Origin of the sequence: Bacillus sp. SA1-12, assembly GCF_000981385.1 — a bacterium.
Classification (GTDB): Bacteria; Bacillota; Bacilli; order Bacillales; family Bacillaceae; genus Metabacillus.
The window spans coordinates 1-24,050 of record NZ_LATZ01000023.1 but is presented as its reverse complement, the minus strand read 5'-3'; the positions used below and the strand labels follow the sequence as shown (position 1 = coordinate 24,050).

23 protein-coding genes and 2 tRNA genes are annotated in these 24,050 nt (G+C 37.7%); all 25 read left to right on the top strand.

The window, feature by feature from the left end; translation table 11 throughout:
• Positions 1-458 precede the first annotated feature (458 nt).
• Positions 459-770 (top strand): sporulation protein YabP, encoded by a 312-nt coding sequence (yabP, locus tag WQ54_RS13830; RefSeq protein ID WP_046517505.1) that lies wholly within the window; start codon positions 459-461, stop codon positions 768-770.
• Entirely contained in the window at positions 767-1,402 is a 636-nt protein-coding gene (gene yabQ, locus WQ54_RS13825; RefSeq protein ID WP_046517504.1) for a spore cortex biosynthesis protein YabQ, read from the top strand. The genes yabP and yabQ overlap by 4 nt, the downstream gene beginning before the upstream one ends.
• A gap of 11 nt (positions 1,403-1,413) precedes the next feature.
• The gene (locus WQ54_RS13820; protein WP_046517503.1) at positions 1,414-1,782 is read left to right on the top strand and encodes a septum formation initiator family protein; all 369 of its coding nucleotides are present in this window, start codon (positions 1,414-1,416) and stop codon (positions 1,780-1,782) included.
• 87 nt (positions 1,783-1,869) lie between these two features.
• Positions 1,870-2,322 (top strand): S1 domain-containing RNA-binding protein, encoded by a 453-nt coding sequence (locus tag WQ54_RS13815; protein ID WP_046517502.1) that lies wholly within the window; start codon positions 1,870-1,872, stop codon positions 2,320-2,322.
• Positions 2,323-2,498: 176 nt separating this feature from the next.
• Positions 2,499-2,575 (top strand) — tRNA-Met (locus WQ54_RS13810).
• A gap of 92 nt (positions 2,576-2,667) precedes the next feature.
• Positions 2,668-2,739 (top strand) — tRNA-Glu (locus tag WQ54_RS13805).
• Between the two features lie 359 nt (positions 2,740-3,098).
• The gene (gene spoIIE, locus WQ54_RS13800) at positions 3,099-5,582 is read left to right on the top strand and encodes a stage II sporulation protein E (protein ID WP_046517501.1); all 2,484 of its coding nucleotides are present in this window, start codon (positions 3,099-3,101) and stop codon (positions 5,580-5,582) included.
• Positions 5,583-5,691: 109 nt separating this feature from the next.
• Complete coding sequence (locus WQ54_RS13795) at positions 5,692-6,429, top strand: VWA domain-containing protein (protein ID WP_046517500.1); 738 nt, start codon at positions 5,692-5,694, stop codon at positions 6,427-6,429.
• A complete protein-coding gene (locus WQ54_RS13790; RefSeq protein WP_231597531.1) occupies positions 6,395-7,438 on the top strand; it encodes a protein kinase family protein in 1,044 nt (347 codons plus the stop codon). Before WQ54_RS13795 ends, WQ54_RS13790 begins: the two co-directional genes overlap by 35 nt.
• 141 nt (positions 7,439-7,579) lie before the next feature.
• The gene (tilS, locus tag WQ54_RS13785; RefSeq protein ID WP_231597530.1) at positions 7,580-8,965 is read left to right on the top strand and encodes a tRNA lysidine(34) synthetase TilS; all 1,386 of its coding nucleotides are present in this window, start codon (positions 7,580-7,582) and stop codon (positions 8,963-8,965) included.
• A gap of 22 nt (positions 8,966-8,987) precedes the next feature.
• Positions 8,988-9,524 (top strand): hypoxanthine phosphoribosyltransferase, encoded by a 537-nt coding sequence (gene hpt / locus WQ54_RS13780; RefSeq protein ID WP_046517497.1) that lies wholly within the window; start codon positions 8,988-8,990, stop codon positions 9,522-9,524.
• 106 nt (positions 9,525-9,630) lie between these two features.
• On the top strand, positions 9,631-11,565 hold the full coding sequence (gene ftsH, locus WQ54_RS13775; protein ID WP_046517496.1) for an ATP-dependent zinc metalloprotease FtsH: 1,935 nt from the start codon (positions 9,631-9,633) through the stop codon (positions 11,563-11,565).
• Between the two features lie 315 nt (positions 11,566-11,880).
• A complete protein-coding gene (locus WQ54_RS13770; RefSeq protein ID WP_046517494.1) occupies positions 11,881-12,672 on the top strand; it encodes a type III pantothenate kinase in 792 nt (263 codons plus the stop codon).
• Positions 12,673-12,721: 49 nt separating this feature from the next.
• The gene (gene hslO / locus WQ54_RS13765; RefSeq protein ID WP_046517492.1) at positions 12,722-13,597 is read left to right on the top strand and encodes an Hsp33 family molecular chaperone HslO; all 876 of its coding nucleotides are present in this window, start codon (positions 12,722-12,724) and stop codon (positions 13,595-13,597) included.
• Between the two features lie 24 nt (positions 13,598-13,621).
• The gene (locus tag WQ54_RS13760) at positions 13,622-14,536 is read left to right on the top strand and encodes a peptidyl-prolyl cis-trans isomerase (RefSeq protein ID WP_046517490.1); all 915 of its coding nucleotides are present in this window, start codon (positions 13,622-13,624) and stop codon (positions 14,534-14,536) included.
• A gap of 94 nt (positions 14,537-14,630) precedes the next feature.
• Entirely contained in the window at positions 14,631-15,554 is a 924-nt protein-coding gene (gene cysK, locus WQ54_RS13755; RefSeq protein ID WP_046517488.1) for a cysteine synthase A, read from the top strand.
• 198 nt (positions 15,555-15,752) lie between these two features.
• Positions 15,753-17,168: an anthranilate synthase component I family protein gene (locus WQ54_RS13750; protein ID WP_046517486.1), complete on the top strand. Its 1,416-nt coding sequence runs from the start codon at positions 15,753-15,755 to the stop codon at positions 17,166-17,168.
• Between the two features lie 11 nt (positions 17,169-17,179).
• Positions 17,180-17,764 carry an aminodeoxychorismate/anthranilate synthase component II gene (gene pabA, locus WQ54_RS13745; RefSeq protein WP_046517483.1) on the top strand — a complete coding sequence of 195 codons (585 nt, stop codon included), beginning with the start codon at positions 17,180-17,182 and terminating at the stop codon, positions 17,762-17,764.
• A gap of 5 nt (positions 17,765-17,769) precedes the next feature.
• Positions 17,770-18,630, top strand: a complete 861-nt coding sequence (gene pabC / locus WQ54_RS13740) for an aminodeoxychorismate lyase (RefSeq protein ID WP_046517481.1) — start codon at positions 17,770-17,772, stop codon at positions 18,628-18,630.
• A 23-nt stretch (positions 18,631-18,653) separates the two neighbouring features.
• The gene (folP, locus tag WQ54_RS13735; RefSeq protein WP_046517542.1) at positions 18,654-19,487 is read left to right on the top strand and encodes a dihydropteroate synthase; all 834 of its coding nucleotides are present in this window, start codon (positions 18,654-18,656) and stop codon (positions 19,485-19,487) included.
• A gap of 1 nt (position 19,488) precedes the next feature.
• Complete coding sequence (gene folB, locus WQ54_RS13730; protein WP_046517541.1) at positions 19,489-19,851, top strand: dihydroneopterin aldolase; 363 nt, start codon at positions 19,489-19,491, stop codon at positions 19,849-19,851.
• Complete coding sequence (folK, locus tag WQ54_RS13725; RefSeq protein ID WP_046517479.1) at positions 19,848-20,375, top strand: 2-amino-4-hydroxy-6-hydroxymethyldihydropteridine diphosphokinase; 528 nt, start codon at positions 19,848-19,850, stop codon at positions 20,373-20,375. The genes folB and folK overlap by 4 nt, the downstream gene beginning before the upstream one ends.
• Positions 20,327-20,545, top strand: coding sequence for a helix-turn-helix domain-containing protein (locus WQ54_RS13720; protein WP_046517477.1), 219 nt, complete (start codon positions 20,327-20,329; stop codon positions 20,543-20,545). The genes folK and WQ54_RS13720 overlap by 49 nt, the downstream gene beginning before the upstream one ends.
• A gap of 11 nt (positions 20,546-20,556) precedes the next feature.
• Positions 20,557-21,558, top strand: a complete 1,002-nt coding sequence (gene dusB / locus WQ54_RS13715) for a tRNA dihydrouridine synthase DusB (RefSeq protein ID WP_046517475.1) — start codon at positions 20,557-20,559, stop codon at positions 21,556-21,558.
• A 95-nt stretch (positions 21,559-21,653) separates the two neighbouring features.
• On the top strand, positions 21,654-23,153 hold the full coding sequence (gene lysS / locus WQ54_RS13710; protein WP_046517473.1) for a lysine--tRNA ligase: 1,500 nt from the start codon (positions 21,654-21,656) through the stop codon (positions 23,151-23,153).
• Positions 23,154-24,050 lie beyond the last annotated feature (897 nt).

The window sequence follows — 24,050 nt, the reverse complement described above, 5'->3', positions numbered from 1 at the left end:
CATTTCGAATTGTCCATCTGTTACGTCTTGTTTCTCAAGTCAAAAAACCATTAGGAATTGGAGGCAAAGATCGTCTTCTATTCCTAAGTATCTTATGCTTCTCTGGCCTAATCAGTCGCTACCGTTTTTTTAATTCCAGCTGCGGCGCCTAGACCCTCGAGTTCACAAGCCAATCAGGAATGGAAGGTAGAAAACACCTTCTATTCCTAATCGTCTTGTGCTTGTAGGAGCTGATCAAGGCGCCTCCGCATTTTCGAATTGTCTAGCTGCGGCGCCTAGCTCCTTGAGTCATAAGCCACTTAGGAATTGAAGATAAAAAACGTCTTCTATTCCTAAGTATCTTATGCTTGTCGGAACTGATCAAGGCGCTCCGCATTTCTTTATAGCTTGTTCTAAATCGGATTGTTTTTACATACAAATGTAAAAGAAATCCTTTATTTAGAATGCGGAGGTTGAACATGAATCAATATTATGATAACAATTCATCTGTTCATAAAGGTGCGATTCAAGAGCATGATGTGATCATGCGGGGAAGGAAATTGTTAGAAATTACTGGTGTTAAACAGGTAGAGAGCTTTGACAGTGAGGAATTTCTATTGGATACTGTCATGGGTGCGTTAGCGATCCGTGGGCAGAACCTTCAGATGAAAAATCTTGATGTTGATAAAGGCGTTGTTTCCATTAAAGGCAGCAGAATTTTTGATTTGGTTTATTTGGACGAACAGCATGGGGAGAAAGCTAAAGGACTCTTTAGCAAGTTATTTAAATGAGTTTGACAACACAGTTCTATACTATGTTGGCAATGGCTGGTATGGGTGGATGGCTCGGTTTGGCTCTCGATACCTATGGCCGCTTTTTAAAGCGGCCCATGAGAGCCAGATGGGTTGTTTTTATAAATGACTTTTTATTTTGGGTCGTACAGGGACTTATCCTTTTTTATCTGTTGCTGCTTGTTAATGAAGGGGAAATGCGAATTTATATCTTCCTGGCTGTTTTATGCGGATATGCTGCCTATCAGAGTTTATTTAAAAGCATGTATTTGCGTATTCTTGAGCTATTAATAAAGACAAGCTTAAGCATTTATCGCTTTTTGATAAGAGTTGGCCAACTTATGATTGTAAAACCGATTGTGGGGTTAGTACATTTGCTCATAGTGATCTTACTTGGAACGGTGAACTTTTTATGGAGATTAACAAAATGGGCTTTTCAATTTTTATATTCGTTCGTTAAACTTTTATTAGCACCAGTAAGGTTTCTTTTTCGCATTTTATGGAGGTTTACTCCATTTCCTATCAGGAATTTCCTTGCAAAGATTATTCGATTCTTAGCAGGATTTATGAAGAAATTCCAGAATATAGCTAATAACATAAAAGCGTGGTGGCTGCGGAGAAAGAAAAAGTAAGGAGGAGAAAGATGAGTCTCGAAAGAACAAGGAAAATTACGGAACTACAATCACAATATATGCAGCAGCAAGAGAGACAACAGCAACTTTCGAAACGTCGGAAAAGAGGCTTGTTCAGAAGGTTGGCTCTGTTAGGACTATTGGCTGTCATTTCTTCTGTTGTAATGATCACCACCATTTATAATCAACAAAGTACCATTGATGAAAAATTGGCCGAACAGCAAAAACTTGAAAAAAAACTGAGCGGATTAAAACAAGAAGAGAAGATTTTAAGAGAAGAAATTGTCAAGCTTAATGATGATGAGTATATCGCAAAAATTGCACGAAGAGACTATTTCTTATCTGATGAGAATGAAATCATCTTTAACATAAAAGATTAGCCTTGTTGACACTCGATTTTTTATTTATGTATAATATAATAAAGGTTCGAATGATTTTTTATCTGTTTAAGGAGGAGCATTATTTTTATGTCGATTGAAGTTGGCAGCAAGTTACAGGGTAAAGTGACGGGCATTACTAATTTTGGAGCGTTTGTTGAGCTACCAGGAGGCTCTACAGGTCTCGTACACATCAGTGAAGTTGCCGATAATTATGTGAAGGATATTAATGATCACTTAAAAGTCGGAGATGAAGTTACAGTTAAAGTAATAAATGTTGAGAATGACGGTAAGATTGGTTTATCTATTAAAAAAGCGATAGATCGCCCAGAGCGCCCAGAACGTCCAGAACGCCCAAGAAACTCAGATCGTCCAAGGCAATCAGATCGCCCGAGACAAAGAGGAAATGATTTCCGCAATAATAACAAGGAAAGCTTTGAACAAAAGATGAGTCGTTTCTTAAAAGACAGTGAAGATCGGTTATCTTCATTAAAACGCAATACAGAATCAAAACGCGGTGGTCGAGGAGCTAGAAGAGGATAGCTTGCTGCCTTCATATAAATGTTGCCGTAAAAGGAAGACATCTTATTGATGTTTTCCTTTTTTTAACAGCTGCCAATAGTCAGAAGATTATGTAAAAAAAATTTATATTGACGTATATTTAATTCGAATGTATTATATATCTTGTGCCTTAGAAATGGACAACTTTTAAAAAATATGGCGGTGTAGCTCAGCTGGCTAGAGCGTACGGTTCATACCCGTGAGGTCGTGGGTTCGATTCCCTCCGCCGCTACCATATTAGAAGCAAGAAATTGGAGGTAAGAAGTTAGATAAATGCTTTTATTTCAAGCATCATTTCTCTAACCTCTCAAATCCAACATTTAAAACGGCCCGTTGGTCAAGCGGTTAAGACACCGCCCTTTCACGGCGGTAACACGGGTTCGAATCCCGTACGGGTCATATAGAAAACTAGTTGATTAGATCAACTAGTTTTTTTGTCGTTTTAGGAGAATAACTTCTCCGCACTAGTGAGAGGACATCGGCAACAGGTACTGCGGCATATTTTACCGACAGGATCGGTTTTCCAAAGCTTTTCTGCCTTTCTTTCTCCTTTTACTTACATATTCCTAGCCGTTTTCTTCTCGTTTTTTACCTTTTTGACGAAAGACCTTAGAAAAAGTTTCACATCACTTAGATATTTGTCGCATTCATCAAAAACAGTCGAACTGTTTTTGGAATATCATTCCTTCTTTTGACAAAATCTTGTCCAAGCGTCCTATATAATTACAAGCAACAATCAATTAGTGGGGGAATGAACGATGGAAAAAGTGGAAAGAAGGTTAATGGAGCCGATTTCGGATTTGGGAATGGTAAAAACCCAGCAAGTGTTTAATCGATTCTTTCATCGATTCTCTTCTAAATTACAAGTATTCCTCTTGCATAGAGGTCTTGTATATGTATTAATAGGGTTTTTATTAGGACGAGCTATTATTCTATCGGAGGTATTGCCTTTTGCATTGCCATTCTTTGGTGCAGTGTTCCTAATGAAAAGAGATAAGGCATTATTAGCCGGTTTCTCCCTAATAGCAGGAGGAATGACTGTTTCTTTTGAAGTGTCCTTCATTATTTTAGCATCAATCATTGGTTTCCTTGTGATCAATCGTCTATCTGCATATGTCTTTAAGGATCAATTAAAGATTCTCCCCTTTGTCGTTTTTGGGACGGTCGCGTTAACAAGAGTTGTCTTCTCATTTGCTACCAAATCCACTCTAACATTATATGACTATATGATGGCAGGCGTTGAATCTGGATTATCCTTTATCCTAACTTTAATATTTCTTCAAAGTATTCCACTCATATCTGCCAGAAAATATAAACAATCATTAAAGATTGAAGAGATTATTTGCATTATGATTCTCCTGGCTTCTGTGATGACAGGTCTTGTCGGCGTGTCTTATCAAAATCTCCAAGCAGAGCATATTTTTTCCCGTTATATCGTTCTTCTTTTTGCCTTTATTGGCGGATCAAGCATTGGCTGTACGGTTGGAGTTGTCACCGGATTGATTTTAAGCTTGGCCAATGTCGGAAACTTATATCATATGAGCCTTCTCGCCTTTTCTGGTCTATTAGGAGGTCTATTAAGAGAAGGGCAAAAGTTAGGAACGGCAGTCGGCCTTCTGCTTGGGTCTGTGTTGATCTCTTTATATGGACAAGGGTCAGCTGATTTGATGACAACACTGATTGAGTCAATGATTGCAATCTTGTTATTCCTGCTTACACCGAAAGCCATTACAGCAAGGCTGGCAAGGCATATACCCGGGACAAGTGAGCATGCTCAGGAACAGCAACAATATGTACGGAAAATCCGTGATGTAACCGCACATCGCGTTGATCAATTTTCTCAGGTGTTCCAAGCGTTATCAGAAAGCTTTGGAACTTTTTATAGCAAGGACGTGAAAGAAGACGATCAAAGAGAAACCGATTTATTTTTAAGCAGTATTACTGAAAGCACATGTCAGCATTGTTTTAAAAAGGAAAGGTGCTGGGTACAGAACTTTGATACAACTTATGAATATATGCAGGCAATTATGCAAGAAACGAAACAAAAAACCTATCAAAACAATATTAAGTTGAAGAAGGAGTTTGCGAAACACTGTTCAAAATCTACTAAAGTGGAAGAGGCGATCGAAGAAGAAATCAATTATTTTCAAGCAAATCAAAAGCTAAAGAAGGAGGTTCAGGAAAGCAGGAGGTTAGTTGCTGAGCAACTCTTAGGAGTATCCCATGTTATGGAGGATCTATCCAGGGAAATAAAAAGAGAACGTGAGAATCATTTTGTTCAAGAGGAGCAAATTTTAGATGCTTTACAAAACTTCGGTATAGAAATTGTCAATGTAGATATATTCAGCCTTGAGCAAGGGAATGTCGATATTGAAATGAGTATTCCTTTTTGTAATGGGCATGGTGAGTGCGAAAAAATCATTGCACCAATGCTCTCTGATATTTTAGATGAATCAATTATTGTTAAACATGAAGAGTGTGCAAACTATCCAAATGGTTATTGCCATGTTTCATTTGGTTCTGCGAAGAAATTCCGGATTGAAACGGGTGTTGCCCATGCAGCGAAAGGCGGCGGTTTGGTATCAGGTGATAGCTATTCTATGATTGATTTAGGAGTAGGCAAGTTTGCTGTTGCGATTAGTGATGGAATGGGAAATGGTGAAAGAGCTCACTTTGAAAGCAATGAAACAATAAAGCTATTGCAAAAAATCCTGCAATCAGGAATAGAAGAAAAGGTTGCGATTAAAACAATCAATTCTATTTTATCACTAAGAACGACAGATGAAATTTTCTCAACGCTCGATTTAGCGATCGTAGATCTTCAAGACGGAAGCAGTAAATTTTTAAAAATAGGTTCAACACCAAGCTTTCTGAAACGAGGAGATAAAATTATTAAAATTCAAGCTAGTAATCTACCAATAGGTATTATCGAGGATTTTGACGTAGATGTTGTTGGAGAAAAGCTGAAGGCAGGAGACCTTCTGATTATGATGAGTGATGGCATCTTTGAAGGACCAAAGCATGTTGAGAATTATGATTTATGGATGAAGCGAAAAATTAGCGAAATAAAAACGGAAGATCCTCAGGAAGTTGCAGACCTAATAATGGAAGAGGTGATTAGAACAAGATCCGGCAAAATTGAAGATGATATGACAGTTGTTGTATCAGCGATTGAGCATAATACACCGAAATGGGCAAGCATTCCTGTTTCAAAATATGAATCGAAGGAGAAAATCGGTTAGGAAGGAAATGGGGTATAAAAAATGACTCTTCTGGCGAGTATGGTAACAAGTTTTCATATACGATCTAGGCGATATATGAAAAAATTTACGTCTCTCTAGGAGGGTAATTATGGCAAAGGGTCATTTAAAACAAATCTTATTAATTACTGACGGTTGTTCTAATCATGGGGAAGATCCCATTGCAATAGCAGCATTAGCTCACGAGCAAGGGATAACTGTAAATGTCATAGGTGTTGTTGAAGAGAATGTGATTGATCAAGAGGCTATGCAAGAAATAGAAGGAATCGCAATGTCAGGAGGTGGCGTTCACCAAATTGTCTATGCTCACCAGTTATCGCATACAGTTCAAATGGTAACGAGAAAAGCTATGACGCAAACGCTCCAAGGGGTTGTCAATAAAGAACTGCAGCAAATTCTTGGCAAACATACATCAATGGAAGAACTTCCACCTGAAAAACGGGGCGAGGTTATGGAGGTTGTTGATGAACTGGGTGAAACAGTAAGTCTGGAAATTCTTATTTTAGTTGATACAAGTGCAAGTATGAAGCCGAAGCTCCCTACGGTTAAGGAGGCATTGCTAGATCTATCTATTAGTTTGAATTCGAGAATGGGAGATAATCAATTTTCCGTTTCAGTATTTCCTGGGAAAAAAGATGAGGTTGAACAGGTACTTGATTGGACACCGAATCTGCAGTCACTTTCTTCTATTTTCCCTAAACTGTCGACAGGAGGTATTACACCGACAGGTCCAGCGATACGTGATGCGATTCAACAGTTTAAACAGAAACGTTCCTTAAGAAGTTTATTACGGAATGAAGAAGATTACTATGATGAATCAGGCATGTAACCTTTCTTCTGGAACGGTTGTTAATGGCAAGTGGAACGGGGAGCGATATACGATTATAAGGCTGCTTGGACAAGGTGCAACAGGCAATGTATACTTAGCTGATAGTAGAAAAGGTAAAGTCGCTCTTAAACTTAGTGAAAATAATATGGCGATTACTTCAGAAGTAAACGTGCTAAAGCGATTTTCTAAGGTCCAAGGTACTTCTCTTGGGCCTTCTTTGCTTGATGTGGATGATTGGAGAATCGATCACGGAAAAATCCTTCCATTTTATGTGATGGAATATGTTCAAGGAAATAATTTTCTTGAATTTATTAAAGGGAGAGGAATTGAATGGGTTGATGTATTGGTCCTTCAGCTTTTATCGAATTTGGAAAGGCTTCATCAACAAGGCTGGATTTTTGGCGATCTAAAACCAGAAAATCTGTTAATTTCAGGTCCTCCGCCAAGAATAAGATGCATCGATGTTGGTGGGACGACACAACAAGGAAGGGCGATTAAAGAGTTTACAGAATTCTTTGACCGTGGGTACTGGGGATTTGGCACCCGTAAAGCAGAGCCGTCATATGACCTTTTTTCTGTAGCGATGATTGTAATTAATGCTGCTTATCCAAAGCGATTTACTAGAAAGAGTGAAGGTGATGGAAGAGCACAGCTGTTTGATGTCATTGATCACCATCCATTTTTGCAAAAACATAAGCAGGTTTTACAAAAGGCTCTTTTGGGAAAATACATGAATGCAACTGAAATGAAGAGAGACTTAGTTCATTTACTCTCAACAGAAACGAGCAAAGAGAAGCCGAAAACGAAAACATATCGTACTCAGGTGAAGCCTCATAGTTATGCAAAGAGCCAAGCGGCAAAAAAGAGTGCTTCCCAAGTGAAGCAAACAAGAAAACAGGCCAAGCAAACAAAAAAACGGAAAAAAATGAGCGGTGTTTTTGAAACAATTGTGATTCTGATAGGTGTGTTTTTAATCTATTCACTTTATGTTTATCATTATTTAATGTAAAACGCACTGTAAAATTGTTCAAAAAATATGGTGAATATGTGAACGCATTCTTCTCCTTTGTTATTGCCTAAGAAATAATGGTAGGATAGAGTTAGGAAAGGAAAGAATTAGAAGGTAATGTTAAAAAAAGAGGGAAGAAACGTGGAAAACTTTTATGCCCTTATTCAAAAACATCAATTGATTGAAAAGGGGTCAACCATTGTCGTTGGTGTATCGGGGGGACCTGATTCCCTGGCGTTGCTGCATTTACTTAATAAACAAAGGCAACATTGGAATATTGAGTTAGTCGCTGCGCATATCGATCACATGTTTAGAGGCGAACAATCAAAAGAGGAAATGCTGTTTGTGCAGGATTTTTGTAAGCAGCATCAAATATTATGTGAAACAAAGCAAAGTGATGTAACCTCATATGCTGAGGTCCATCACTTAAGCTCACAGGTTGCTGCAAGAGAATGCCGATATGAGTTCTATAAGGAAGTTTTAGATAAGTATCAGTCTAGGTGTTTGGCACTTGGTCATCATGGGGACGACCAAGTTGAAACAATCTTAATGAGATTGGTACGGGGAAGTACGGGGGAGGCACTTGCAGGGATTCGTGTAAAACGCAAATTTCACAATGGATACATCATAAGGCCTTTGCTTGGACAAACAAAAGAACAAATTCTATCGTATTGCAGGGAACAGCACTTAATGCCAAGATTCGATCCAAGTAATGAAAAGACGGATTATACTAGAAATCGTTTCAGAAAACATATATTACCTTATTTAAAAAGAGAAAATCCATTGGTTCATGAAAGATTTCAATATTTTAGTGAAACCTTATTGGAGGATGAAACGTATTTAAAGGAATTAACAAAGCAACAATTGAATACAGTATTGAAAAGAAAAGAAAAGTCATGGGTGGAAATGGATATCGATAGGTTTAAAAGCCTACCTTTGCCTTTACAAAGAAGAGGGATTCAACTAATATTAAACTATCTATACGTAAATATTCCAGCTTCTCTTTCTTCAATACATATTGAGAGTTTATTGAGACTGCTCTCACAAGGTCACCCTTCAGGCTCACTTGATTACCCAGGCGGTTTAAAAGTGATTAAATCCTATCAAACATGTTTGTTTACTTTTGAGCAAGAGGAAGGTAAGGACTATTGTATTCAACTTGATATCCCTTCCGTTGTTAATCTCCCAAACGGGTTTCAAATCACGTGTGAATTGGTAAAGGGTAATAACGAATCACTAATTGGTAATGAATTGTTTTTATTAAAAGAGGAATCGGTAGTTAAACCGCTCATTGTTCGCACAAGGAAACAGGGAGATAAAATCAAGTTAAAAGGCATGAATGGCAGGAAAAAGGTTAAAGATATATTTATTGATGCAAAGATTCCATTACATAACCGAAATTCATGGCCGATTGTAGAAGATGGGAATGGGGACATCCTTTGGCTGCCTGGCTTAAAAAAGTCAATTTACGAGGCCAATCCGGCAAACGGGGATGACTATATAGTATTGCATTATAAAGAGCTATGAACTTCTAGGGGGCACACATTTAATGAGACAAGATATCGAAGAAATTTTAGTAACTGAAGAACAAATTCAGGAAAAAGTAAAGGAGTTAGGTAAGGTCCTAACGGAAGAGTACAAAGATCGTTTTCCTCTTGCAATTGGCGTTCTAAAAGGTGCTATGCCGTTTATGGGTGATCTTTTAAAGAATATTGATACATATCTGGAAATGGACTTCATGGATGTTTCAAGCTATGGTTCATCAACTGTCTCTTCAGGAGAAGTGAAAATTATCAAGGATTTGGATACTTCTGTTGAAGGAAGAGATATCTTAATTATAGAAGATATTATAGACAGCGGTTTAACTTTAAGTTATTTAGTGAAATTATTCCGTTATCGCAAAGCAAAATCAATAAAGATTGTCACATTGCTTGATAAACCAACTGGCAGAAAAGCCGATATTGAGGCTGATTATGTAGGTTTTGTTGTTCCGGATGCTTTTGTAGTGGGATATGGACTTGATTACAGTGAAAAATATCGAAATCTCCCATATATAGGCATTTTAAAGCCGGAAATTTATCAATAAAACTTTTAAGTAATTCCTGTACTTAGCGTAGTCTAATTTGTTGTGTTACCATGATTTTCTATGATACTATTTAATATAGCGTGTTTACTGTGGGAGGAGGTAAGGAATGAATCGGATCTTCCGTAATACCATATTTTATTTACTAATCTTTTTAGTCATAATTGGGGTTGTTAGCTTCTTTACAGGTGCCAATCCTAAAACGGAACAAATAACGTACAATGAGTTCATTTCTGAATTAGACAAAGGGAATGTCACAGAAATGACTGTACAGCCGGTTCGTGGTGTATTTGAAGTAAGAGGTAAGATGGAGGGTTATAAAGAAGATCAAACCTTCTTGACATATATACCAACTGAACAAGGGTTAAATCGAGTTGATAAAGCTGCTGAGGCGAATAATGTTGACCAGTTGAATGTTGCTCCAGCTGAAGAAACAAGTGGTTGGGTTACATTTTTCACATCCATTATCCCATTTGTTATTATCTTTATTTTATTCTTCTTCCTGCTAAACCAAGCTCAGGGCGGCGGCAGCCGAGTGATGAATTTTGGTAAAAGTAAAGCTAAGCTGTATAGCGAAGAAAAGAAGAAGGTTAAATTTAAGGATGTTGCAGGTGCAGATGAAGAAAAGCAAGAGCTGGTCGAGGTTGTTGAGTTCCTAAAAGACCCTCGTAAATTTGCAGAATTAGGGGCTAGAATCCCAAAAGGTGTCTTGCTTGTGGGACCTCCAGGAACTGGTAAAACCTTACTTGCAAGAGCAGTTGCTGGTGAAGCTGGCGTGCCATTCTTCTCTATTAGTGGTTCTGATTTCGTAGAAATGTTCGTTGGTGTCGGTGCATCACGTGTTCGTGATTTATTCGAAAATGCCAAAAAGAATGCTCCATGTATCATCTTCATCGATGAGATTGATGCAGTTGGACGCCAGCGTGGCGCTGGATTGGGTGGAGGCCATGATGAGCGTGAGCAAACACTTAACCAATTGCTCGTAGAAATGGATGGCTTTGGTGCTAATGAAGGAATTATTATCATTGCGGCTACTAACCGCCCTGATATCCTGGATCCGGCATTATTACGTCCAGGTCGTTTTGACCGACAAATCACGGTTGACCGCCCAGATGTTACAGGCCGTGAAGCTGTCTTAAAAGTACATGCTCGAAATAAGCCTCTGGATGAATCTGTAGATTTAAAAGCAATTGCTGCCCGTACTCCTGGTTTCTCTGGAGCTGATTTAGAGAACTTATTAAACGAAGCTGCATTAGTTGCTGCCAGACAAGATAAAAAGAAAATTGATAACACCGATCTTGATGAAGCGACAGACCGCGTTATTGCAGGTCCAGCTAAAAAGAGCCGTGTTATTTCTAAGAAAGAGCGTAATATCGTGGCATATCACGAAGCAGGGCATACGATCATCGGTGTAGTGCTTGATGAAGCTGATATGGTACATAAAGTAACCATTGTGCCTCGCGGTCAAGCTGGCGGATATGCAGTTATGCTTCCAAAAGAAGATAGATATTTTATGACAAAACCAGAGCTTTTAGATAAAATTACCGGCTTGCTTGGCGGACGCGTTGCTGAAGAAATTATCTTTGGTGAAGTAAGTACTGGAGCTCATAATGATTTCCAAAGAGCAACCAGCATCGCAAGAAAAATGGTTACTGAATATGGTATGAGTGAAAAGCTTGGACCATTGCAATTCGGGCAATCACAAGGCGGTCAAGTGTTCTTAGGACGCGATCTTCATAATGAACAAAACTACAGTGATGCCATTGCACATGAGATTGACTTAGAAATTCAACGCTTTATTAAAGATAGCTATGAGCGTGCTCGTCAAATCTTAACGGAAAATCGAGATAAGCTTGAATTGGTTGCACAAACCTTATTAGAGGTCGAAACACTTGATGCAGCGCAAATTCAAAGTCTTGTTGAACATGGTAAATTACCTGATCGTCCAATTGCAGCAGCTGAAAAAAATCAGGATGCTAAAGCAGAGGATGTTAAAGTAAATATTCAACCAAAAAAAGATGAAGACGATACTTCTAAACATTAATAGTGAAAAAATAGATCGATGGCTAATTTAACTTGTCATCGATCTTTTTTAATGGAAAAACACTAACTGAATTTAACATGAGTTCTAATCAGGACGCTCACATTTTTCTTTAATCGTTACGAAATATAATTTTTTGTACATAGTTTTTGTGTTTTGCACCAGTCCATAGGCACTCAGGAATTGAGGAAGGAATGTCCTTTATTCCTGAGCGTCTTATTTTCCCTATGCTGAGCAAGGCACTTACACTTTTCTTATGATAAAATAAACTCAAAATATGTAAACTAGTAATAGATCAAATATAAAGTGGTGATACAAATGATTCTTGTATTGGATGTAGGGAATACGAATACAGTTTTAGGGGTATATAATCAGGATTTGCTAAAGCATCATTGGAGAATAGAAACAAGCCGAAATAAAACGGAAGATGAATTTGGCATGATTATAAAAAATCTTTTTGAACATGAGGGACTTTCTTTTAAAGAGATAGAGGGAATTATCATTTCATCTGTTGTACCGCCAATCATGTTTGCTTTAGAAAGAATGTGTATGAAGTATTTTAATTTAAAACCATTGGTTGTTGGTCCTGGAATAAAAACGGGATTAAATATAAAATACGAAAATCCTCGTGAAGTAGGGGCAGACCGAATTGTAAATGCTGTAGCGGGCATTCAGGATTATGGCAGTCCACTCATTATTGTCGATTTTGGAACGGCAACTACCTATTGTTATATCAATGAACAGCGTCAATATATGGGAGGGGCAATTGCTCCTGGCATTAATATTTCAACAGAGGCTCTTTACTCAAGAGCTGCAAAACTTCCAAGAATTGAAATTACCCGACCTGATAATATAATTGGTAAAAATACAGTAAGTGCGATGCAATCTGGTATTTTATACGGATATGTAGGACAAGTAGAGGGAATTGTAAAAAGGATAAAGGAACAAGCAAAGGAAGTGCCAAAGGTTATAGCAACGGGTGGTCTAGCTTCTTTAATTGCTAAGGAATCTGAGTGTATTGATATAGTAGACCCATTCTTGACCTTAAGGGGACTCCAGCTAATCTATGAACGAAATACACTAAAGGAATTAGGTACAGAATACCGTTAACTTACATATTGAACGGGTCTTTACTTATAAGGAAAAGGGAGTATAACAAATGGACTATCTTATAAAGGCATTGGCTTATAATGACCAAGTGAGAGCATATGCTGCAAGAACAACAGAGACGATTACTGAAGCACAAAAAAGACATCATACATGGCCGACAGCTTCAGCAGCCCTTGGAAGAACAATGACTGCAGGAGTCATGATGGGATCGATGCTGAAGGGGAATGCCAAGCTTACAATAAAAATAGAGGGTGGCGGACCAATCGGCATCATTTTAGTTGACAGCAACTCTAAGGGAGAAGTACGCGGATATGTAACGAATCCGCAAACACATTTTGATTTAAATGAACATGGCAAGCTTGATGTCAGAAGAGCAGTTGGTACAGAAGGAAGTTTGACCGTTGTAAAGGATCTTGGCCTAAAGGAAAACTTTTCTGGTCAAGTGCCAATCGTTTCGGGAGAGCTTGGTGAGGATTTCACTTATTATTTGGTAACATCTGAACAGATACCTTCTTCAGTAGGAGTTGGGGTATTGGTTAACCCTGATAATACAATTTTGGCTTCAGGCGGATTCATTATTCAGCTATTGCCGGGAACAGATGATGAAACCATTACAAAGATTGAAGAAAGACTAAGCAAGATTGACCCGATTTCAAAATTAATACAACGAGGTTTATCTCCTGAGGAAATTCTAGAAGAAGTGCTAGGAAAAGGAAACGTCAAAATATTAGAAAAGCAACCTGTAGCATTTAAATGTCAATGTTCAAAGGAAAGAATTGAAAATGCGATTATTAGCTTAGGTGAAGAAGAGATTCAAGCCATGATTGATGAGGAGGGACAGGCTGAGGCTCAGTGTCATTTCTGTAATGAAGTCTATTTGCTGTCGAGAGAGGATTTGGAAGAATTAAAAAAGGCAGCTAAATAATTCGTTTGAGCAGGGCAGTAGGAGATGGGTAAAGTGAGCGGGAAGACATTATGGAGTATTATTTTTGGTTTAGTGATTATTAATTGTTTTACGGTTGGCTATTTTCTTTCGAAGAATCAAGGAGTCATCCCTGTCTCAAATGTTCCTCAAACTAGTGAAACAATTGCCACAATTGGGGATACATCCATTACAAGGGATCAATGGATGGCTGAGCTTGAAGCCCGCTACGGGAAGGAAACGCTCAAGGAATTAATAAATATCCAGGTTGTAGAGGAACTTGCAAAGAAGTACGATATTTCGGTATCAAATGAGGTTATTGACCGAGAATTAGCTGTTTATAAGTCAATGTATAACTCTTTGGACAAAGAACAATTTGGAAACGAAGAAAATTGGAGAGACCAAATTCGATACAGCATCTTGCTTGAAGAGATCCTGACAAGGGATGTATCGGTTTCTGAAAAAGAAATGAATGATTTCTATGAAAATAATAAAGATTTATACAACATAGATGAATCCTATCATTTATCACATATAATTGTGAAAACCGAAAATGAAGCAAACCAAATTATAGAAGAGTTAAATGGCGGATCCAGTTTTGAAGCACTCGCTTTAGAAAAATCAATAGATGAATTTACTGCAAATTCTGGCGGTGATATTGGGTTTATCTCAAGAAATAATGAGTATGTTCCGGCTTCTTATCTTGAGGCAGCACCAAACCTTGATGAAGGTGAATGGAGCGAGCCAATTCAGGTTGATACAGGCTACGCAGTTCTTTTCCTTCATGAAAAATTTGAAGGAAAGATATACAGTTATGAAGATGTAAAGGGGCAAATCCGCAGGCAAATTGCATTGGAACAGATGGAAGGAACTGTATCTGTCGATCCTTTATGGGAAGAATTGGGTGTCACTTGGTTTTATGGAGAAAAATCAGAAAAATAGTTCAAATAGCATAAAAAGTTTTGACAATTTTGATATTAATTGATATATTTACTTATAAATCCAATAAAATTACTCGGGATAGGGGAGAAGAATGATGACACGCGTAGCAAACTCTATACATGAATTAATTGGTCAAACTCCAATCGTCAAGTTAAATAGACTTGTTGATGACAACAGTGCAGATGTGTATTTAAAACTTGAATATTTTAATCCGGGCAGCAGTGTAAAGGATCGTATCGGTCTTGCAATGATTGAAGCTGCAGAAAAAAGCGGCAAATTAAATGCTGGAGATACCATCATTGAGCCAACAAGTGGTAATACAGGTATTGGACTAGCTATGGTTGCTGCTGCAAAGGGACTAAAAGCTATTTTAGTTATGCCAGATACAATGAGTTTAGAGCGCAGAAATCTACTTCGTGCTTATGGAGCTGAGCTTGTTCTTACACCTGGATCCGAAGGTATGGGCGGGGCAATCCGTAAGGCAGGGGAACTAGCTGAAGAGCACGGTTACTTTATGCCGCAACAATTTAAAAATGAGGCAAATCCAGAAATTCATCGCCAAACAACAGGTAAGGAAATCGTCGAACAAATGGGAGACCAATTAGATGCTTTCGTATCAGGAATTGGTACAGGCGGTACAATTACTGGAGCTGGATCTGTATTAAAAGAAAAGTATCCATCCATCAAAATTTATGCAGTGGAACCTACAGATTCTCCTGTTTTATCAGGCGGGAAACCTGGTCCTCATAAAATCCAAGGTATCGGTGCTGGGTTTGTTCCAGATGTATTAAATACAACTATTTATGATGAAGTTGTTACAGTTAAAAATGAAGAAGCATTTGAAACGGCTAGAAGAGCAGGAAGAGAAGAAGGAATCCTAGGCGGAATTTCAGCTGGAGCAGCTATCTTCGCAGCATTGGAAGTAGCGAAGAAGCTTGGTAAAGGCAAAAAAGTATTGGCGGTTATTCCAGATAATGGTGAGCGTTACTTGAGTACTCCATTATATCAATATGATTGATCTTATCTAACAGTGATAGATTAAAAGAGGTTTGACGTAAAGTCGACCTCTTTTCAGTTTATAAAAGGATTTTTATCATTTTTTTTGGAATGTATGATAAAGATGTTCTTTTTGAGAAAAAATTAAATTAATTTCCTTGTGGTTTCTCCGCAACATTTATGTAAAATGAAAGTAAGAGTTTTAAAGGAGAGATTAGTCATGCAGCAACTAAGAACATCGCTAAGCATCAGTATTGATTATGATCGTGATTTTTTCAAACAGTATAAATACTTGGCAGGGGAAGAAGAACAGCATGCTTTCTTGGAAAGTGGTCGTGGCGGCAGGTACAGTATTGCCGGGTTAAAGCCAGTTGCTTCAGTTAAGGGTAAAAATCATTTGCTCTTTATCACGGATGAACGAGGGACTGAGGTTCTGCAAGGGGATCCGCTTGATCTATTTCATTCTTGGTTTCAAATATACCAGACGGAAACCAACCCGGAACTGCCTGATTTTCAAGGTGGAGCAATAGGATTTGTTAGCTATGATTATGTAAGGTATTTTGAAAAATTACCTGATTTGGCAGCTGATGATTTAGAAACACCCGATCTGTATTTTTTGCTTTTCGATGATGTTGCTGTGTTTGACCATCATACATCTAAGCTTTGGTTGATTACACATTACTATCAGGAGCATGAAGTCGATAGTGCACAAAAGAAGTTGCGAGTGATGCAAGAAAAGTGGACATGCAGCCCGAACCTATGTCAATATAAAAATAGACTACAGGAAGCAATATCGGCTGAGCCTATCATGTTCTCGAAGGAATCCTTTAAGATGGCTGTTGAAAATATCAAACAATATATAGCAGCAGGAGATGTCTTTCAGGTCAACCTTTCGCTAAGACAGCATGTTCATTTAGAAAATCATCCGATTGAGATCTATGAAACCTTGAGAAAGGTAAATCCTTCTCCATACATGGCTTATTTGCATTTTCCAGAGTTTCAAATTGTGAGCGGATCACCAGAATTACTTGTTAAAAAACAAGGGAAAGCTGTAAGTACCCGCCCAATTGCCGGGACAAGGTCCAGAGGCAAAAATGAAGAAGAGGATATAAAGCTTGCAAATGAATTAATTGAGAATGAAAAAGAGCGTGCAGAGCATGTAATGCTAGTTGACCTTGAAAGAAATGATTTAGGTCGTGTCTGTGAATATGGTTCGGTACATGTTAATGAATTTATGGTCATTGAAAAGTACTCACATGTGATGCATATCGTTTCAAATGTACAAGGGAAACTAAAAGAATCAGCTAATTATGCAGATGTGATTAAATCAACCTTTCCTGGGGGCACTATAACTGGAGCACCTAAAGTGAGAACAATGGAAATCATTGAAGAGCTTGAACCGACAAGGCGTGGTATATATACTGGTTCTATAGGCTGGATAGGTTTTGATGGAAACATGGAGCTTAATATTGTGATTCGTACTTTATTTGCCAAAGATGGCTATGGGTATGTTCAATCTGGAGCAGGTATTGTCATTGATTCTAATCCGGATTATGAATATAAAGAGTCTTTAAAAAAGGCTAAAGCAATGATTAGGGCAATTGAGCTGAGTAAAGAAGAGAAAATAAGAGACTGAGGTGAGTTCAGATGATTTTAATGATCGATAATTATGATTCATTCACATTTAATTTAGTGCAATACTTAGGAGAGCTTGGAGAAGAACTTGTTGTAAAACGAAACGATGAAATTACGATTTCAGAAATTGAAGAGTTAAACCCGCAATTTCTAATGATTTCTCCTGGACCATGCAGCCCGAATGAAGCGGGAATAAGCATGGAAGCTATTAAGTATTTTGCTGGAAAGATCCCAATATTTGGTGTGTGTCTTGGGCATCAATCCATTGCACAGGTCTTTGGCGGGGATGTTGTACGTGCTGAACGGTTAATGCACGGAAAAACATCACAAATCCATCACAATGGAGAAACGATTTTTAAAGACATGGAAAATCCATTTACTGCTACTCGTTATCATTCGTTAATTGTAAAAAACGAGACGATTCCTGATTGCTTAGAGGTAACAGCGTGGACTGATGAAAATGAAATTATGGCCATCCGCCATAAATCATTGCCGATTGAGGGTGTTCAATTTCATCCTGAATCAATTATGACGTCATTTGGAAAAGATTTATTAAAGAATTTTATCAATCAGTATAAATTAATTGAAAAGAGTTAATAAACGTGTATATTTATTCCCAATCACAGTTTATAAAAGATACAGAAGCCACGATTTCTCCATTTGATCATGGCTTTCTTTATGGTCTAGGAGCCTTTGAAACGTTTCGCGTTTATAAAGGCTTCCCCTTCCTTCTCCACGATCATTTAAAAAGACTGCAGCATGCCTTAAATGATTTAGGGATTTCTTATAAGGTTGATGCGGATGAAGTGTTTGAAATCCTTCAGAAGCTCCTTCAGTTAAATCATCTCGAAAATGAAGATGTCACGGTCCGTTTAAATATTTCTGCAGGAATCGGTGAGGTTGGCAAGCTGCTCCAGCCCTATGATCAACCGACTGTTCTTTGCTTTTTAAGAAAGGCTCCGCCGATTGAAAGCATCGAAAAACATGCATCGATTTTAAAATTGCGCAGAAATACACCTGAAGGAACAGAGCGCCGAAAGTCACACCATTATTTAAATAATATTTTGGGAAAACGGGAATTGAGAAATAGTCCTGATGTAGAAGGGATTTTCTTAACGGAAAGAGGATATGTTGCAGAGGGCATTGTTTCGAATATTTTTTGGGTAAAGGATCAAGTTGTCTACACCCCTTCAATAGATACAGGGATTTTAAATGGGATTACAAGGCAATTTGTCATAAAATGCTTGGAAAACCTTGGGGTGAAAATTGTTGAAGGTTATTACTTAAAAAAGGATATGCTAGATGCAAATGAAGTGTTTATAACCAATTCCTCTCAGGAAGTTGTTCCTATTAAAATGGTGGACGGGCATCTGTTTCTGGGAAAAGGTGGAACAGTTGTGCAAAAGTTAACGGAGTTATATCGTTCTTATCGGACGAAACTATTAAGTATAGACGAGATATAAAGGTTGGATGAAGAATGAAATTAATGACGCAACAACAATTGATTGAATGTGGGAAATACACTCTCCATTATGGCGAAAAGACACAGATCATGGGGATTTTAAATACAACTCCGGATTCTTTTTCAGATGGAGGAAAGTATGTAGACCTGGATAAGGCTATTTCTCATGCGAAGGAAATGATTGAAAACGGTGCAGATATCATTGATATCGGCGGAGAATCTACACGGCCCGGGTACCAGCCTGTATCAGTAGAGGAAGAAATTGAGCGGACAGCTCCTGTTATCCGAGAACTTGCAAAAGAAATAGATGTTCCTGTTTCGATTGACACCTATAAAGCAGAGGTTGCCAAGCAAGCGGTAGAAGCAGGTGCAACCATCATTAATGACATATGGGGTGCAAAGGCCGATCCTGACATGGCAAAGGTTGCTGCTGATTATAACGTTCCAATTATCCTTATGCACAACCGTCATAATCGTGATTATAACAAATTAATTCCTGATATGATTGCTGACTTAATGGAGTCTGTTACAATTGTAAAGAATGCAGGAGTTAGCGATGATAAAATTATCTTAGATCCTGGAATTGGTTTTGCCAAAACAATGAAAGATAATTTGCTCGTAATGAGACATTTGGATGCTTTCGTCGAACTTGGCTATCCGGTATTATTAGGTACATCTAGAAAATCATTTATCGGGCATGTTTTAGATCTTCCGCCAACGGAACGAATGGAAGGAACAGGTGCAACCGTATGCTTAGGAATTGAAAAAGGTTGCCAAATCATTCGTATTCATGATGTGTTAGAGATGGCGAGAATGGCAAAAATGATGGATGCAATGCTTGGAAAAGGGGGCAACTAACATCGATAAAATTTTTGTGAACGGTATGGAGTTTTATGGATACCATGGTGTTTTAAAGGAAGAAAATAAAATTGGCCAAAGATTTAGAGTTGATTTAACGGTTGAAGTAGATTTAAAAAATGCTGGAGAAACAGATGAATTAGAGCATACCGTCAATTATGCCTCACTGTATACATGCTGTAAAAAGATTGTCGAGGGTAAACCTTATAAGCTTGTCGAAGCTGTTGCCGAGCAAATTGCCAAGGAAGTATTAACGAAATTTCATCTGGTTCAAAACTGTACGGTAAAATTGATAAAGCCAGATCCGCCAATACCTGGTCATTATAAAGAAGTAGCCGTCGAAATTAAGAGGGGAAGGAAATGAGCGTAGAAGCGTATATAGCCCTTGGGTCGAATATGGGAAACCGAGAGGAACACTTAAAAGAAGCCATTCAAACACTGCACCTCCACCCATCCATAACTGTAGAAAAAATTTCCTCTATTTATGAAACAGATCCAATTGGCTTCACAGATCAAGATGAATTTTTAAATATGGTTATTAAGATAAACACTGATTTATCAGCATTTGAACTATTAAATGTACTGCAGGAAATTGAAATAACACATGACCGAAAACGTGAAGTAAAATGGGGTCCTCGAACTTTAGACCTTGACATTTTGCTTTATAATCATGAAAATATTGAAGCAGAACAACTTATTGTTCCACACCCTAGAATGCATGAACGTGCCTTTGTATTAATTCCATTATCAGAATTAGACAGGAACATCCGCATTCCATTGATGAAAGAATCACTTTTGACTATCATAGATCAATTACAAGATAAAGAAGGAGTCCGAATATGGAAGCAGAAAAATGGGGTAGACGTATTCGCGCTTTTAGAAAGTTAAAAGGCTTTACCCAAGAGAGTTTTGCAAAGGATCTTGGAGTATCTGTTTCAGTCTTAGGAGAAATAGAAAGAGGCAATCGTGAACCCAACAAACAATTTATAGAGGAAGTAGCAAAAGCTCTAAATATTAGTGTTGAAGAGCTGACCCCAAATGAATCAATGAAAAGATAGGAGGTTAGAGAATGTTCAAAATCGGAGATATTCAATTAAAAAATAGAGTTGTGCTTGCTCCCATGGCAGGTGTGTGTAATTCTGCATTTCGCTTAACAGTAAAAGAATTTGGTGCTGGATTAGTTTGTGCGGAAATGGTCAGTGATAAAGCGATTTTATATAAAAATGCCAAAACAATGGGTATGCTTTATATTGATGAGCGTGAGAAACCTTTAAGTTTGCAAATCTTTGGCGGTGAAAAAGAAACGTTAGTAGAGGCTGCTAGATTTGTTGATCAAAACACAACGGCAGATATTATTGATATAAACATGGGTTGTCCGGTACCAAAGATCACGAAATGTGATGCTGGTGCGAAGTGGTTATTAAACCCGAATAAAATCTATGACATGGTTTCAGCTGTAGTAGAGGCTGTTGAGAAACCTGTAACTGTTAAAATGCGTATGGGCTGGGATGAGGAGCATATTTATGCTGTGAAAAATGCTCAAGCTGTAGAGCGCGCAGGAGGAAAAGCTGTAGCCTTACATGGTCGTACTCGAGTACAAATGTATGAAGGAACAGCAAATTGGGATATCATTAAAGAAGTAAAGGAATCGGTTAATATCCCGATTATCGGAAACGGTGATGTAACGACACCTCAAGATGCTAAGCGCATGCTTGATGAAACAGGTGTAGACGGGGTTATGATTGGACGTGCTGCACTAGGAAACCCATGGATGATTTATCGTACTGTTAAGTATTTAGAGACTGGTGAATTAATGGATGAGCCAGGTGTACGTGAAAAAATTGAGGTATGTAAGCTGCACTTAGATCGTTTAATTGCCCTAAAAAATGAGAATGTGGCTGTTCGTGAAATGAGAAAACATGCTGCTTGGTATCTAAAAGGTATTAGAGGAAATGCAAAAGTAAGAAACGATGTTAATCTAATGAACACTAGAGATGAGCTTGTTGCACTTCTGGATGAGTTTGTTTTAGAGATTGAAGCAAAACAAGAAAGTGCTAGTCAAGTAGGATAACTGTTAGGATGTTCAGGTTTTTGTTAAGTTGTTTTACTGCCAGTACTCCTGGCAGTTTTCTGCTTTTTATTTAGTAACTGATAGGAGTTGTTAATATGAGTCATGATGAATTAAATCAAGAAGAATTAAATGATCAGCTAAAGGTGAGACGCGAGAAATTACATACTTTAAGAGAAAAAGGATTAGACCCGTTTGGGAAACGCTTTGAAAGAACGCATCAAACAGCAGAGATCATTGATGCCTATAATGGATTCGAGAAAGAAGAATTAGAAGAGAAGGCTATTTCTGTTACGATTGCTGGACGTATCATGACAAAGCGTGGAAAAGGGAAAGCGGGATTTGCCCATATCCAAGATTTATCTGGTCAAATTCAAATTTATATTCGTAAGGATGCTGTTGGGGATGAGGCTTATGAAATTTTCAATACAGCAGATCTTGGCGATATTATTGGCGTAACAGGACAAGTGTTTAAGACAAAAGTAGGCGAATTATCGGTAAAAGTAAATTCTTTTGAACTTTTAACAAAAGCTTTGCGTCCTTTACCAGATAAGTTCCATGGATTAAAAGATATTGAACAACGCTATCGTCAACGGTACGTTGATTTAATCATGAGTCCGGAAAGTAAGAAAACGTTTATTACTCGTAGTAAAATTATTCAAGCAATGAGACGTTATTTAGATGATCAAGGGTATTTAGAAGTGGAAACACCAACAATGCATTCCATTCCAGGCGGTGCCTCTGCTCGTCCATTTATTACACATCACAATGCATTGGATATGCCTTTATATATGCGTATAGCGATTGAATTACACTTGAAACGACTAATTGTAGGCGGATTGGAAAAAGTCTATGAAATCGGGCGTGTTTTCAGAAATGAGGGTATATCTACACGTCATAACCCTGAATTCACTATGATTGAGCTTTATGAGGCATATGCTGATTATCAAGATATTATGGAGCTAACGGAAAATGTTATTGCCCATGTAGCAAAAGAAGTATTAGGTACAACAACCATTCAGTATGGTGAATACCAGGTAAATCTCGAACCGAAATGGACAAGACTTCATATGGTAGACGCCATAATAGAGTATACTGGTGCAGACTTCTGGAAGGAGATGTCCATAGAAGAGGCTCGTAATCTTGCAAAGGAACATAATGTGGAGATTACTGAGCATATGCAATATGGGCATATCGTTAATGAATTCTTTGAACAAAAAGTAGAGGAAAAGTTAATCCAGCCAACATTTATATACGGTCATCCTGTAGAAATCTCACCTTTGGCAAAGAAAAATGATGATGACCCTCGCTTTACTGACCGATTTGAGTTATTCATTGTTGCTCGTGAACATGCAAATGCATTTACTGAGTTAAATGATCCAATTGATCAAAAAGAGCGTTTTGAAGCACAGCTTAAAGAACGTGAACAAGGTAATGATGAGGCCCATATGATGGACGAAGACTTTATTGAAGCACTCGAATATGGAATGCCGCCTACAGGTGGTTTAGGAATCGGTATTGACCGTCTAGTTATGCTTTTAACTAATTCACCATCAATTCGTGATGTATTGTTATTCCCGCAAATGAGACACCGTTAAGAAAACAGACCAAATCGAATGATTTGGTCTGTTTTTATTTGTCATAATATGTTAAAACGGGATGTATTTAAGAATACCAATATAAATTTGATTGTTGCACTGGCTACTTTGTTGGTTTGAACAGTTACTCATCATTCTTATGGAAGCAACGGCACAGGTGAGATCTATGCAGCCAAATAGAGCTGAGGAGTACTCGGAATCACTTGCTAAAGAACTGAAGCTGTAGCGGAATTTGGCCGGAAACTTAAAATTTGAGTAAGGAGCATATATAAAAGCGTGGTGTTTTATATAAAAGCCAAGAGCATAAAGTTATCTGAATTTATCTTATTTTTCCTGGTAACAGCTATTTATTTAAATTATTGTTCATTGGAATATGCTAAAAGTTCATGAACTAAGAATGGAATGTTACCAGAAACTGAGCAAAATGTATTTGCGTTTAATTGGTCTGTTTTATGTAAATAACATAAATCTTACGTTTCTAAAATGGCATTCAGCAGAATAAATATCACCTAAACGCTTAGATGAGTTGTCTGGCGTTTTTTATTTATTATTAAAATACATCATTCCTTCTTCTTCAGATTTACTGTTAATGGACCTTTAAAATTATGTTTTGTGCATAATTTAATTTTTTTAAAAAAAATGCTTGCTAAAGGAAAAGAACGATGGTATATTTGAATACGTTGCTGCGAAACAGGCAACGAGCTTTTGAAAAATAGAATAAAAAACTTCTTGACTTTAAAGTGTGAAGTTTGTTATTATAATAAAGCTGTTTTGAAAAATGATCTTTGAAAACTAAACAAAACCAAGCGTGCCAACGTTAATTTCGATTAACAAAACAACGTACTAAACTAGTACATTTTATGAGCTATATCAACTCTTTATTGGAGAGTTTGATCC

Excerpts from the sequence above, each read along its gene's own strand:
- spoIIE (WP_046517501.1), top strand. The coding sequence starts at position 3,099 with ATGGAAAAAGTGGAAAGAAGGTTAATGGAGCCGATTTCGGATTTGGGA.
- cysK (WP_046517488.1), top strand. The coding sequence starts at position 14,631 with ATGACACGCGTAGCAAACTCTATACATGAATTAATTGGTCAAACTCCA.
- WQ54_RS13750 (WP_046517486.1), top strand. The coding sequence starts at position 15,753 with ATGCAGCAACTAAGAACATCGCTAAGCATCAGTATTGATTATGATCGT.
- yabP (WP_046517505.1), top strand. The coding sequence starts at position 459 with ATGAATCAATATTATGATAACAATTCATCTGTTCATAAAGGTGCGATT.
- ftsH (WP_046517496.1), top strand. The coding sequence starts at position 9,631 with ATGAATCGGATCTTCCGTAATACCATATTTTATTTACTAATCTTTTTA.
- hpt (WP_046517497.1), top strand. The coding sequence starts at position 8,988 with ATGAGACAAGATATCGAAGAAATTTTAGTAACTGAAGAACAAATTCAG.
- WQ54_RS13760 (WP_046517490.1), top strand. The coding sequence starts at position 13,622 with ATGGGTAAAGTGAGCGGGAAGACATTATGGAGTATTATTTTTGGTTTA.
- WQ54_RS13815 (WP_046517502.1), top strand. The coding sequence starts at position 1,870 with ATGTCGATTGAAGTTGGCAGCAAGTTACAGGGTAAAGTGACGGGCATT.
- WQ54_RS13720 (WP_046517477.1), top strand. The coding sequence starts at position 20,327 with ATGGAAGCAGAAAAATGGGGTAGACGTATTCGCGCTTTTAGAAAGTTA.
- yabQ (WP_046517504.1), top strand. The coding sequence starts at position 767 with ATGAGTTTGACAACACAGTTCTATACTATGTTGGCAATGGCTGGTATG.
- WQ54_RS13820 (WP_046517503.1), top strand. The coding sequence starts at position 1,414 with ATGAGTCTCGAAAGAACAAGGAAAATTACGGAACTACAATCACAATAT.
- lysS (WP_046517473.1), top strand. The coding sequence starts at position 21,654 with ATGAGTCATGATGAATTAAATCAAGAAGAATTAAATGATCAGCTAAAG.
- WQ54_RS13790 (WP_231597531.1), top strand. The coding sequence starts at position 6,395 with ATGAAGAAGATTACTATGATGAATCAGGCATGTAACCTTTCTTCTGGA.
- WQ54_RS13770 (WP_046517494.1), top strand. The coding sequence starts at position 11,881 with ATGATTCTTGTATTGGATGTAGGGAATACGAATACAGTTTTAGGGGTA.
- folP (WP_046517542.1), top strand. The coding sequence starts at position 18,654 with ATGACGCAACAACAATTGATTGAATGTGGGAAATACACTCTCCATTAT.
- hslO (WP_046517492.1), top strand. The coding sequence starts at position 12,722 with ATGGACTATCTTATAAAGGCATTGGCTTATAATGACCAAGTGAGAGCA.
- folK (WP_046517479.1), top strand. The coding sequence starts at position 19,848 with ATGAGCGTAGAAGCGTATATAGCCCTTGGGTCGAATATGGGAAACCGA.
- dusB (WP_046517475.1), top strand. The coding sequence starts at position 20,557 with ATGTTCAAAATCGGAGATATTCAATTAAAAAATAGAGTTGTGCTTGCT.
- pabA (WP_046517483.1), top strand. The coding sequence starts at position 17,180 with ATGATTTTAATGATCGATAATTATGATTCATTCACATTTAATTTAGTG.
- WQ54_RS13795 (WP_046517500.1), top strand. The coding sequence starts at position 5,692 with ATGGCAAAGGGTCATTTAAAACAAATCTTATTAATTACTGACGGTTGT.